Origin of the sequence: Achromobacter sp. Marseille-Q0513 (assembly GCF_018195695.1) — a bacterium.
Lineage (GTDB): Bacteria > Pseudomonadota > Gammaproteobacteria > Burkholderiales > Burkholderiaceae_B > Achromobacter.
Map to the genome: position 1 here is coordinate 1 of NZ_JAGTJY010000188.1, position 11,819 is coordinate 11,819.

At 66.2% G+C, this 11,819-nt stretch carries 13 protein-coding genes; 10 read left to right on the plus strand and 3 right to left on the minus strand.

What is annotated here, in order from left to right:
- Positions 1–129: 129 nt before the first annotated feature.
- Complete coding sequence (locus KDH83_RS25840) at positions 130–615, plus strand: Lrp/AsnC family transcriptional regulator (RefSeq protein ID WP_103274168.1); 486 nt, start codon at positions 130–132, stop codon at positions 613–615.
- A 111-nt stretch (positions 616–726) separates the two neighbouring features.
- Positions 727–1,587, plus strand: coding sequence for a DUF4240 domain-containing protein (locus tag KDH83_RS25845; protein WP_212320900.1), 861 nt, complete (start codon positions 727–729; stop codon positions 1,585–1,587).
- 12 nt (positions 1,588–1,599) lie between these two features.
- Here the strand turns inward: KDH83_RS25845 and KDH83_RS25850 are convergent, their stop codons facing one another.
- Together KDH83_RS25850 and xsc are read right to left on the minus strand one after the other, a co-directional pair.
- Positions 1,600–2,520 (minus strand): bifunctional enoyl-CoA hydratase/phosphate acetyltransferase, encoded by a 921-nt coding sequence (locus tag KDH83_RS25850; protein WP_212320901.1) that lies wholly within the window; start codon positions 2,518–2,520, stop codon positions 1,600–1,602.
- 172 nt (positions 2,521–2,692) lie between these two features.
- Positions 2,693–4,504 carry a sulfoacetaldehyde acetyltransferase gene (gene xsc, locus KDH83_RS25855; protein ID WP_212320904.1) on the minus strand — a complete coding sequence of 604 codons (1,812 nt, stop codon included), beginning with the start codon at positions 4,502–4,504 and terminating at the stop codon, positions 2,693–2,695.
- A 171-nt stretch (positions 4,505–4,675) separates the two neighbouring features.
- On the opposite strand from xsc, the gene KDH83_RS25860 reads away from it, so the two are divergent.
- The 4 genes from KDH83_RS25860 (at position 4,676) to KDH83_RS25875 (ending at position 8,368) form a co-directional block, all read left to right on the plus strand.
- The gene (locus KDH83_RS25860; protein ID WP_212320912.1) at positions 4,676–5,446 is read left to right on the plus strand and encodes an IclR family transcriptional regulator; all 771 of its coding nucleotides are present in this window, start codon (positions 4,676–4,678) and stop codon (positions 5,444–5,446) included.
- A gap of 69 nt (positions 5,447–5,515) precedes the next feature.
- Entirely contained in the window at positions 5,516–6,904 is a 1,389-nt protein-coding gene (dbpA, locus tag KDH83_RS25865) for an ATP-dependent RNA helicase DbpA (protein ID WP_212320914.1), read from the plus strand.
- Positions 6,905–7,087: 183 nt separating this feature from the next.
- The gene (locus KDH83_RS25870; protein WP_212320916.1) at positions 7,088–7,495 is read left to right on the plus strand and encodes a DoxX family protein; all 408 of its coding nucleotides are present in this window, start codon (positions 7,088–7,090) and stop codon (positions 7,493–7,495) included.
- A 228-nt stretch (positions 7,496–7,723) separates the two neighbouring features.
- Positions 7,724–8,368: a class I SAM-dependent methyltransferase gene (locus KDH83_RS25875; protein WP_212320918.1), complete on the plus strand. Its 645-nt coding sequence runs from the start codon at positions 7,724–7,726 to the stop codon at positions 8,366–8,368.
- Between the two features lie 26 nt (positions 8,369–8,394).
- Here the strand turns inward: KDH83_RS25875 and KDH83_RS25880 are convergent, their stop codons facing one another.
- Positions 8,395–8,646: a hypothetical protein gene (locus tag KDH83_RS25880; RefSeq protein ID WP_212320928.1), complete on the minus strand. Its 252-nt coding sequence runs from the start codon at positions 8,644–8,646 to the stop codon at positions 8,395–8,397.
- 314 nt (positions 8,647–8,960) lie between these two features.
- Between KDH83_RS25880 and KDH83_RS25885 the strand changes: the two genes are divergently transcribed.
- The 4 genes from KDH83_RS25885 to KDH83_RS25900 all read left to right on the plus strand — a co-directional run.
- Positions 8,961–9,827 (plus strand): hypothetical protein, encoded by an 867-nt coding sequence (locus tag KDH83_RS25885; protein WP_212320920.1) that lies wholly within the window; start codon positions 8,961–8,963, stop codon positions 9,825–9,827.
- Between the two features lie 96 nt (positions 9,828–9,923).
- Positions 9,924–10,694 (plus strand): hypothetical protein, encoded by a 771-nt coding sequence (locus KDH83_RS25890; RefSeq protein WP_212320922.1) that lies wholly within the window; start codon positions 9,924–9,926, stop codon positions 10,692–10,694.
- Positions 10,695–10,894: 200 nt separating this feature from the next.
- A complete protein-coding gene (locus KDH83_RS25895) occupies positions 10,895–11,554 on the plus strand; it encodes a sigma-70 family RNA polymerase sigma factor (protein WP_212320924.1) in 660 nt (219 codons plus the stop codon).
- Positions 11,554–11,819 (plus strand): DUF4880 domain-containing protein (locus tag KDH83_RS25900; protein WP_212320926.1); only part of this gene is annotated, 266 nt, incomplete at its 3' end. The genes KDH83_RS25895 and KDH83_RS25900, both read left to right, overlap by 1 nt.

Here is an 11,819-nt window from a genome sequence, read left to right on the forward strand (position 1 = left end):
TGGCGGGGCTGGTCGCGATGGGGGTAGACATGGTGGCGCGGGTTCCGGTAAATAGCGAAATATCATACGATGGAACACCGTGATGAAACATCACCTATATTCTGCGCAAAACTACCAAATACAGATCAAATGAACGATAAATTAGAAAAAATAGATAAGTTTGATCTCAGCATCATCAGCTGCCTGCAAAAAGACGGCGCCTTGTCCCAGCGCGAGCTGGCCGATCGGGTGGGCCTGTCGCAGAACGCCTGCTGGCGCCGGCTGCAACGCTTGAATGCCTGCGGCATCATCCGCGGCACGCGGGCCGAGGTCAGCCTGGTGGCGCTGGGCCTGGACCTGACGGTGTTCGTCATGATCCGCACCAGCCACCACGCCAAGGCCTGGGCCGACGGGTTCCGCCTGCACGTCGAGCGCCTGCCGGAAGTCACCGAGTTCTATCGCATCGGCGGAGACTGGGATTACCTGATCAAGGTGGTCTGCCGCGGCATGGCGGGCTATGACCGGTTCTATCAAAAGCTGATCACGGATTTCGAGCTGTCGACGGTGACCGGATTCTTCGCCATGGAAGCGATCATCGAGAACCGGCCGCCGGATCTGCGCGTGCTGGAAGGCTGACCCGGGCTGTCGGCCACTCATCACCAGGCGGCTCGGACCGACCGTCCTGCCCAGGCCAAGGACAGCGGGGCTTTTGGGTATCATCCGGCATCGCCATTCATGTCAGGCCCCATGACCACCCTGCCCGCCCCCATGCCCGAAGCCCGGTTCTGGCAACTGATGACGCATGTCGACCGCCGGCTGCTGCTGTCCGGGCAGGACGACGAGAGCCTGACGCCGCTGCGTGTGGCGCTGGGCCAATTGCCCGCCGATGACATCGTTGCCTTTGCCCTGCGCCTGGCCGACAGGCTCGCGGCCCTGCTGACCGCCTCGCGCGCCAGGACGGGACCGTTTGGCGACGACGCGCTGCTCTATGCCGCCTGCCATGCCGTCGCGCGCGGACAGGCGTGGTTCGAAGCCTCGCTGCGCTGGCCGGCGATGTTCGACGATCCGGACGCCGATCCCGACACGAGCTGGTGCGAATCGTTGCTGTACGTGGCGCGCGAGGCCTGGAGCCAGGCCAGCGGCGCCGACGAGGACGATTTCCCGGTCTGGACGCTGGAGGAAGGCCTGGCGCCGTTCGCCGGCAAGCTGCCCGCGTCCACCGCCAGCGACGCCGCGCGCCGCCCCGCCACATCGCCGACCGCCTACACCGTCTACGCCAGCTTCGAGCAGCATCCCGGCATCGCCCGCCACGTGGAGCCGGAGGAAAACGTCCGCGTCACGCTAGCCGGGCTGCTGGACGACTACTTCTGGTGCCTGCTCGATCTGGACGACTATCTGGGCATCGTCAATGAACAGGGGCAGAGCTTCCAGCTCCTGCATGACGCCGCCAAGAACCTGTACTGGGCCGAAGTGCCTTGCGAGGCCGACAACGCCTCCTACGGCCAGGAATTCTCGCGCGAAGCCCTGCTGGACCTGCTGCACCGCCTGCCCGCGAACTTCGACCAGGCGATGTTCGAGGCCCCGCAGAAGCTGGCCTGGGACGAGTAGCCCCGACGCACACTAGGCCGCCGAGGCGCGCGCGTGCAGGGCCGCGATCGCGCAGCTGTCCACCCGCGCCTGCACTGAATCCGCGCGGCTGGTCAGCAGGACCGGCACGCGCGTGCCCAGCACCAGCCCGGCCGCGCCGGCGCCGGTCAGCCAGGTGAGTTCCTTGTAGAGCATGTTGCCGGCCTCGATATCGGGCGCCAGCAGGATGTCGGCCTGCCCCGCCACCGGCGAGGCGATGCCCTTCAGCTCCGCCGCCTCGCGCGAGATGGCGTTGTCCAGCGCCAGCGGTCCGTCCACCAGCGCGCCGCGTATCTGCATCCTGTCGGCCATCTTGGACAGGGCCGCCGCGTCCAGCGTGGCCGGCATGGACGGGTTCACCGATTCCGTCGCGCACAGCACCGCCACCTTGGGCCGGTCCACGCCCAGCGAGCGCGCCAGGTCGATGGCGTTCTGCGCGATGTCGGCCTTCTCGGCCAGCGTGGGCGCGATATTGACCGCCGCGTCCGTCAGGATGAACAGCTTGGGATAGGCCGCGACCGACATCACGAAGGCATGGCTGATGCGCCGCGCCGTGCGCAGGCCCGACTCGCGCGCCACCACCGCCGCCATGAAATGGTCGCTGTGCAGGCTGCCCTTCATCAGCATGCCCACGGCGCCATCGCGCGCCAGCGCCGCCGCGGCCCGCGCCGATTCCAGCTCGTCGTCGGGCGCGTCGATGATCTCCAGCCCGCCGGCTGGCAGACCCGATTCCTCCAGCAGCCGCGCGATGCGCGCGCGCGGCCCCACCAGCACCGGCTCGATATAGCCGGCGGCGCGCGCCTCGACCGCCGCGCCCAGGCTGGACGCGGACAAGGGATACGCCACTGCCGTGCGCAGCCGGCCCGCCGACAGCGCGGCATCGCGCAGCGGCGCGAACAATCCATCGCTCGCCATCTTTCTCGCTCCTGCTGGCGCCGCCCCGCGCGGCGCGCTGGCCTCGGCCCGGCGCGCCGCCGGGCCCGTTGTCGCGGACGTATCGGCAGGCCGCGCCGGATCCCCGCTCCTGGATCCTGTGGACCGCATCCGTGCCTCCGGATCCGGCCCCGGCGCGCGCCCGTCCGCGCGCCTAGTGTCCCGCCGGCTCGATCGACAGCGGCGTTTCCCCCGACGCGAAGGGCTGGTTGACGTAGGGCTGGTACTTCTTCAGGAAGCGCACCGGTTGCTTGAGCGCGTCGCGGCGGAACGGATCGCCCAGTTCCTGGCTCACCATCATCTCCAGCACCGTGGTCTTGCCCTCGGACTGCGCCTTGCAGGCCGCGCGCAGCGCGTCGCCCACCTGGTCGGCATGCTCGACCCGCAGGCCCTCCGCCCCCATCGCGCGCGCCAGCTCGGCGAAGTTCGGGTTCTGCAGATTGCTGCCGACGAAACGGCGACCATAGAAGTCCACCTGGTTCTTCTTTTCCGCGCCCCACTGGCCGTTGTGGAATACCACCGCCGTCACCGGAATGCGTTCGCGCACGCAGGTCAGCAGTTCCTGGAAGCTCATGCACCAGGCGCCGTCGCCTACATAGGCCACGGCCGGACGGTCGGGCCGGCCCAGCTTGGCGCCGATCAGCGCCGGCAGCGCGTAGCCGCAGTTGCCGAAGCTCATGGCCGCCAGCATGGAATTCGGTTCGTCGAAGCGCAGATAGCTGTTGGACACCGAGCAGATGTTGCCGATGTCGGTGGACACCATCACATGCTCGGGCATGGCCAGTTCCAGCTCGCGCAGCATGCGGCGCGGATGCATGCGGCCGCCGCCCCGGCTGATGATGTCCAGGCTCCAGTCGTCGCGCTCGTGCGACCAGCCGTCCAGTTCCTTTTCCCAGGCGCTCTTCTCGGAAATGATGCGGTCGGCGCGCGCGCTCAGCGTGGCCGAGCAGGCCAGCTCGCGCGCGGCCAGCTTGGCCGCCAGCGCGGCCGCCGCCGGCTTGGCGTCGCCGCAGATGCCCACCGATACCGGGCGCACCAGCCCCAGCATGCGATGGTCCGCATCCACCTGGATGATGCGGGCGTTCTTGGGCCAGTAGTCCAGCCCGTGCTGCGGCAAGGTGCCGAACGGCCCCAGCCGCGTGCCCAGCGCCAGCACCACGTCGGCCTCGGACAACCGCTTCAGGCCGGCCTTGGCGCCCTGGTAGCCCAGCGGGCCGCACCACAGCGGATGGCGCGACGGGAAGGCGTCGTTGTGCAGATAGCTGGTCACCACCGGCGCGCCCAGCAGCTCGGCCAGCGCCACGCACTCGGCCTGCCCGTCCGAGAACAGCACGCCGCCGCCGGCCACGATCACCGGAAAGCGCGCCTCGGCCAGCAGCCTGGCCGCCGCTTCCAGGTCTTCCTCGGCGCCTGGACCGCGACGCACGCGGCGCGGCTCGGGAATCGCCACGTCGATCTCGCCATAGAAGTAGTCGCGCGGGATGTTCAGCTGCGCCGGGCCGCGCTCGGCCATGGCGTTGTCGAAGGCCTTGGCCGTGAACTCGGCCATGCGGTCGGCGCGGTTGACGTGCGCCTGGTACTTGGTGATGCGCGAGAAGATCGGCAGCTGCTCGGTTTCCTGGAAGCCGCCCAGGCCCATGCCGGACGTGCCCGTCTCGGGCGTGATCGCCACCACCGGGCTGTGCGCCCAGTAGGCCGCCGCCACGCCCGTCACGAAATTGGTGATGCCCGGGCCATTCTGCGCGATGCAGACGCCGTGCCGGCCCGTCACCCGCGAATAGCCGTCGGCCATGTGCGCCGCGCCCTGCTCGTGCACCGTCGGCACGAAGCGGATGCCCGCCGCCGGAAACAGGTCGAGCGCGTCCATGAAGGCCGAGCCGACGATGCCGAAGACGTCCTTCACGCCCTGGGCGACCAGGGTTTCCACAAACGCTTCGCTGGGGGTCATGTGTTGCTTGCTGCTCATGTCTATCTCCTGGCGGGCCGGCGCTGGACGGGTGGATTCTGGATTGCATATCGGCCGGGCTACGCCGATACTGCACCCGAAGCGCCGTCATTCCCATCCCGCCTCGTTCCACTTTCCGCAAAATCCGTCACGGGGCGGGCCGCCACAGGCCAGATCTTCATTTTTTGAAAGATGAAAGACGAATCCTCCGCCGCGCTGCGCGCGCTCACCCTGCTGGAATTGGTGGCGCAATCCGAACGTCCGGTGTCGCTGGCCGCCCTGACCGAGGCCTCCGGGCTGCCCAAGCCGTCCGTGCTACGCATCCTGTCGCGGCTGGCCGACGGCGGCATGCTGCTGCGCGAACCCGCCAGCAAGAGCTACGTCAGCGGCCCCCGGCTGGCCGCGCTGGCGCGCGACGCCATGATCAACTCGCCGCTGCGCGGCGAGCGCCACCGCATCCTGGACAGCCTGGTCGACGAGATCGGCGAGACCTGCAACTGCACCATGCTGGACGGCGACGAGGTCGTCTACCTGGACCGCGTCGAGACCGCCTGGCCGCTGCGCGTCAACCTGCAGCCCGGCTCGCGCGTGCCGCTGCACTGCAGCGCCAGCGGCAAGCTGTTCCTGGCCCACATGCGGCGCGAGGCGCGCGAACGCCTGCTGGCCGCCGCGCCGCTGCCGCGCTACACGCCCAACACCCTGTGCGACATGCAGGCGCTGGACCCGGAGTTCCGCAGCATCCGCAAGGAAGGCGCCAGCTTCGACCGCGAGGAGTACCTGCTGGGCATCGTCTGCATGGCCGTGCCCATCCTGCACGGCAATCGCGCCGTGGCCGCCGTGGCGCTGCACGCGCCGCTGGCGCGCCTGTCCATCGACGCGGCCCGCGCCTGGCTGCCGCGCATGCAGCAGGCGGCGGCGGCGCTGGCGCGGACGTATGAAACCGCGGAATCGGCGGCCGACTGAGCGGCCAGGCCTTACACTCTCGCCCTATACCTTCTTTCTCGCGCCCGCTCATCGCGGGCCAGCCTTGCCGTGACCGACACCGCCTTCTCCTCCCTGCCCCTGGCCCCCGCCCTGCTCCAGAACCTGGAAAGCCTGGGCTTCACGCAGATGACCCCCATCCAGGCGCAGAGCCTGCCCCTGATCCTGGAGGGCCGCGACCTCATCGCCCAGGCCAAGACCGGCAGCGGCAAGACCGCCGCCTTCGGCTTGGGCCTGCTGCAGAAGATCAACCCGCCCTGGCTGGCGCCGCAATGCCTGGTACTGTGCCCCACGCGCGAGCTGGCCGACCAGGTGGCGCAGGAACTGCGCCGGCTGGCGCGCCAGATCTCCAACATCAAGGTGCTGACCCTGTGCGGCGGCGCCGCGGTGCGCCCCCAGGCCGAGTCGCTGGCCCACGGCGCCCACGTCGTGGTCGGCACGCCGGGCCGCATCCAGGATCACCTGGCGCGCGGCAGCCTGGACCTGGCCGGCCTGAACACCCTGGTGCTGGACGAGGCCGACCGCATGGTCGACATGGGCTTCTACGACGATATCGTCGCCATCGCCTCGCACTGCCCGACCAAGCGCCAGACCCTGCTGTTCTCGGCCACCTACCCCGACAACATCCGCAAGCTGGCCGCCCGCTTCCTGCGCAATCCGGCCGAGGTCAAGGTCGAGGCCCAGCACGACGCCAGCCGCATCGAGCAGATCTTCTACGAGATCAAGCCCGAGGAACGCCTGGACGCCGTCGCCCGCCTGCTGGCGCATTTCCGGCCGTCGTCCACGCTGGCCTTCTGCAACACCAAGATCCGCAGCCACGACCTGGTCGAGGCCCTGAACCAGCAAGGCGTCAGCGCCCTGGCGCTGAACGGCGACCTGGAACAGCGCGAGCGCGACGAGATCCTGATCCAGTTCGCCAACAACAGCTGCTCGGTACTGGTCGCCACCGACGTGGCCGCGCGCGGGCTGGACATCCAGAACCTGGGCGCCGTCATCAACGTCGACGTGACCAAGGACACCGAGGTTCACGTCCACCGCATCGGCCGCAGCGGCCGGGGCGAACAGAAGGGCCTGGCGCTGAGCCTGTGCTCGCCCGACGAGATGCGCTGGGCCACCCTGATCGAGCAATACCAGGGCGTCCCGCTGGTCTGGGGCGACCTGCAATCGCTGCGCCCCAAGGCCGACCGCCCGCTGCGCGCGCCCATGGTCACGCTGTGCATCCAGGGCGGCAAGAAGGACAAGCTGCGCCCCGGCGACCTGCTGGGCGCGCTGACCGGCGACGGCGGCCTGACGTTCGAGCAGGTCGGCAAGATCAACGTCACCGAGTTCAATACCTACGTCGCGCTGGACCGCCGCATCGCCAAGCAGGCGTTCTCGCGCATGTCCAACAGCGCCATCAAGGGCAAGCGCTTCCGCATGCGCTACCTGGAAGAGCTGTAAGCGTTGGTTAACGCTCCCAGGAAGCCCTGGCCGAATGCTTGATGGATTTGCTCGGGTTTTGCCATAATGGCCGCGCCTGTCCGGCCCCCGGGGAAAAAAGGGGACCGGACAGAGGAACCATAGGCTCGCGGTGCGCTCCAACCAGCCCACTGTTCTTCTCAATCTGAATAAGAGAACCCCAACATGATCAAATCCGACGACACCGGCAAGCTGATCCTGCGCCTGACCCTGGGCATCCTGATTCTGCTGCACGGCCTGTTCAAGCTCGCGGGCGGCGGCGTCAGCGGCATCGCCGGCATGCTGTCCTCGCACGGCCTGCCGGGCTTTCTGGCCTATGGCGCCTACATCGGCGAGATCCTGGCCCCGGTGCTCATCATCGTAGGCATCTACACCCGCCTGGGCGGCCTGATCATCGCCATCAACATGGTGGTCGCCATCCTGCTGGCCCATACCGGCCAGCTGGCCAGCCTGACCAACAACGGCGGCTGGGCGCTGGAACTGCAAGGCATGTTCCTGTTCACCGCGCTGGCCATCGCCTTCATGGGCGCGGGCCGCTTCAGCCTGGCGGGCAATGGCGGGCGCTGGAACTGAGGCGCGCGTGATCGTCCGGCATGAAGACTGACGGCGCGAGCCGCCGGTTGATGGAAACAAGGGTCGCCGCCAGGCGGCCCTTGTTCTTTTCGGATCATGCTCGCCGCGCGCTTGATCGTGATCCGGCCATGATCCAAGATTCGTCCGATTGATGATTCCCCGGACTACAGTCCGATATTCGTCCGCTTGATGACTCCCCGGACTACAGTCCGATTGATGAGCTCCCAGATGAAGCAATCGCCGACCGCTCCCGCCGACAACGTGATCGCGCTGTACCAAGAACATGCCCGCGCCTTTGAGCAGCAGAGAAGCCGCGATCTGTTCGAGCGCGGCTGGCTGACGCGCTTTCTGGCGCTGCTGCCGGCATCCGGCAAGCCGCGCGTGCTGGACATCGGCTGCGGCAACGGCGTGCCCATCGCCCGCCACCTGATCGAACAGGGTTGCGAGATCACGGGCGTGGACACCTCCCTGCCCCTGCTCGCAGGCGCGCAAGCCGCGTTCCCGGATCACCGCTGGATCGCCGCCGACATGCGCCGCCTGCCCTTGAACGAAACCTTCCACGGGCTGATCGCCTGGCACAGCTTCTTTCATCTGAAGCCCGAAGACCAGCGGCCCATGTTCGCCACCTTCGCACGCCTGGCCGCGCCAGGCGCGCCGCTGATGTTCACCAGCGGGACCACGCTGGGAGAAGCGATCGGAGAACTCGAAGGACAGCCGCTATATCACGGCAGCCTGGACCGCCAGGAGTATCGCGACCTGCTGGAAGCCAACGGGTTTGAAGTGGTGCGATATGTCGAGTGGGATGAGGAATGCGGCCGCGCGAATGTCTGGCTGGCCAGGCGTGGCGGCGCCATCGAGGGCGAGACGCGCTAGTCGCTATCGCCGCAACGCCAGGCGAATCAGTCGCGGTTGATCAAGTCCTGCGTATCCCGGATGAACCAGGGAAGATTCAGCCTTTCTCCCTCGCCGGACTGGATGGTCAGGCGCCGGTCCGAGGAAGCCGGGGCGCTGTTCGGGCTTTGTGCCGAGGGAGATGGCCGGCTGCGGTAGTCCATGTCGGCGCGCCGGGGCGGGGTGTCCGCGCAGGCGGCGAGCGTTGCGACTGTGACTGCGGCAAGAACGGGGCGCAATGCCCGGCGTAGGGTCTTCATGGTCTTCTGATCCTGCTCGTGGCACGGGCTGGCGTGCCGTGTGGTCATGGTCTTACTCCACACCTTACTCGCAATGCGTAGCGCGAGGCAGTATCAGATCCCCAGGGAAACGCCTGTTTAGTTGAATGAACACAACCGCTCATCCACCTTGAGCCTGCTTACCAGTAAACGAACAGGAGCCGGCTCTACCTGCCTTCGGTGAAGATAAACAAACCAGGTATTTCTTAACATAAGGAGTTTTTTCAAAACATCTCGAGATTGAGTTACATTGCCTCACCCAATTAAACCCTCTTCCTCGCTGACGGATTGAAAACATGCGCTTTTTTCCGCCTTTGGTTTTGACAATGGCCGTCCTTGCCGCTGGTTGCGCTCCCGCGCTCAAGACAACGACGCCTCCTGCCGTTCAGGCCGAAATGCAGTCGGAAGTCTCTGTTTCCGCCAACATGCCTGAGAAGAAGTATTTGCCGAAGCAGGCAGGCCACATCGTAGACACGCGCTATATCTTCATGCAGACCGGCGGCGGCAGCATTCTGTTAGGGCCGATTTTTGGCAGCATGAACGTCTCTCGCCTGTCCCAGGAAATGGCCAAGCAATATAAGGACTCGGTCATACAGGTTGATCCGCTGCCAGCTTCGGCCGCCGCCCTGGAAGCCGCCGGCATCAAGGCATCTGGAGAGTCCGCAGATTTTAATCTCAAGCCCTTTGTCTTCGTGCAGCGTTGCGACGACGAGAAATTCAGGCTGGCCTTGGTCTTCCATGTCGACAACGCCAAAACCAAGTGGACCGGCCGCTATACCTACCATCTGCAATCGGTATACACCGATAAGGAATTGGCCCAATTTTCCGAAGCGCAACTGGACCAATACAAGAAAGAGCTCAACACTGGGGCAACTGCGCTCGCGGACCTCGTCAAGCGAGATCTGAAGGGCGACCTGCCCGCCACCGGCAAGCGGGTCAATCTCGGCAGCCTGAATCTGCTTGGCAGCAAGATGGGCGGGCTGGGGATGTATACCAAGCCGGAAGACATGTACTTCGCCAACTCGCAGATCCTTGAAGAAACGGATGAATACGTGATCGCACGGGTTCCCGGCATGATGGAGTCCAATGTGTTCGGCGGAGCCATCGCCTACGGCGTCCAACGACTGGCCAAGAACCAGATCCACACAATGAAACCGTATTGACGGTTTATCCCGACGCGGCATTCCCTGGAGAACTTCTTGCGTGGCATCCCGTCGGGTCCATGTCACGACACATCACATCAATTTCATGGAGCGGCCATGCTTTGGACTGCATTTGACCAACGCCTGCTGGACGCAAGGAACAAATATGCCTATCCGTTGGTGTATTTGGAAGCGCTCAGACAGGATCCAGCCGGCAACTATATTCCGATCCCCGCGGCACAGCCAAAGCCGTTCCTTGATGACTGGGAAAGTCTGCATACCGAGCGCCTGCGATCCCATGAACCGCTGCAAGCGCTCCTCGGGCTGGCCTCGATCGCATACTGGGGTTTCTATTCCGGCGCTTTGAACAATTCAAGGAACACCCCCGCCAGAGCCCTGGTACGCGCGGCGTGGGCCGCCAACGGCAGACCGAAAGCAAGAAGGAAGCACCCTGGCCCCGCAGGCGTACAGGCCGCGCTGCAAGCCGCCGCCCGACACTTGGCCGGCGGCGATATCAGTGCGGCCATACGCTCGGTGGCGACCCTACCTGAATTTGGACAATTGTCCTTCGCATCCAAAGTGCTTACCGCAATGTCCTTTGAGCGTTGCGGCGTCTACGACCGGGTTGTTTCCAAGGCGCTGCACGCAGGCCAATTGCACGAGTTGGCGATCTCGGCCAACAGCGGTGGCGTGACTGTAAGAAAGTCCGACATCTACAAGGAATGGTGCGACCTGGCAACGACTCGCGCTGCGGAAATGAACGCACATGGCCGGGAACGCGGATGGAATTATCACGGTAACCAACAACGCGCCTGGCGCGCAGTCGATGTTGAACGTGCATTTTTCCAGGATAGGGACGTCAGGCTCTTGGCCCAGGCAGGCACATAGCAGCACATTGATATTGAGAATGTATCTCAGTACAATCCTCGCACTCTCAACCAGCCGACGCCGCACAGGGCGACGGCCCATGGTCAATCAGCAGGCTCCGTGGTCGTCATCCCTACAGTTTCGTGCGCACGTCAGTTCCTGTTCCGTCCAGCATCGGACGCAGCACGGCCGTCGCCCGCATACCAGAGGGAACGCGCGGCATGAGCCGCAACCCTCTGCTGGCATCCAACGGCGCTTCCTCCGCCTCCGACGCCAAAACCGAAACCCCCATCGCCAAGGCCTACGCCCGCTGGCGCCTGCCCCTGCTGCGCGGCCTGGCCCGCTTCAAGGGCAGCATCGGCAGCGCCGAGGACGCGCTGCATGACGGCGTCGTCAAATGGGTGGCGGCCGATCCCGCGCTGGCCTCCACCGACGAGCAAGGCGCCTACCTGCGCAAGACCGTCCTGAACGGCGTGGCCGACGAGTTCCGCGAGCGCCAGGCGGGCCGGCGCCTGCGGACCGTTTCCTTCGACGAGGCCGCCGACGACGGGCAGGCCATGATGAGCGACGAGGCCTCGTGTCCGATGCACGCGGCGGCGCATCAGCAGCGGCTGGCGCGCCTGGGCGAGGCCTTGCAGGAACTGCCCGAGCGCCAGCGCGAGGCCTTCGTGCTGAGCCGTTTCGACGGACTGACGCAGGACGAGGTCGCCGCGCGCATGCAGATCTCGCGGCGCATGGTGGTCAAGCATCTGGCGCGGGCCATCGCCTACTGCGAGGTCCGGGTGCACTATGCTACGGTTGCGCAGATGCAGCAGCTGCATCGCCCCGCCGCCGATCCGGCCGGCCTGGACAAGAACAACAATAGCGATTCCGCTCCTTGATGACCGCCGCCCCTTCCTCTGTTCCGCCCGATCCGCTTGCCTTGCATGAGGCGGCGGCCGAATGGCTGGTGCGCCGCCAGGATGCCAGCTGGACGGCCGAGGACGAGCACGAATTGGCGGCATGGCTGGCCGCAGAGCCGCTACCCCGGCAGACATACGCGCAGGTGTCGCGCACCTGGCAGGATCTGGCGCAAGTGCCCCGGCCCGCGCTGGCATCGGACAAACCGGCGGCAGCATTGTCCCCGCCGCCCTCGCACGCCCGGAC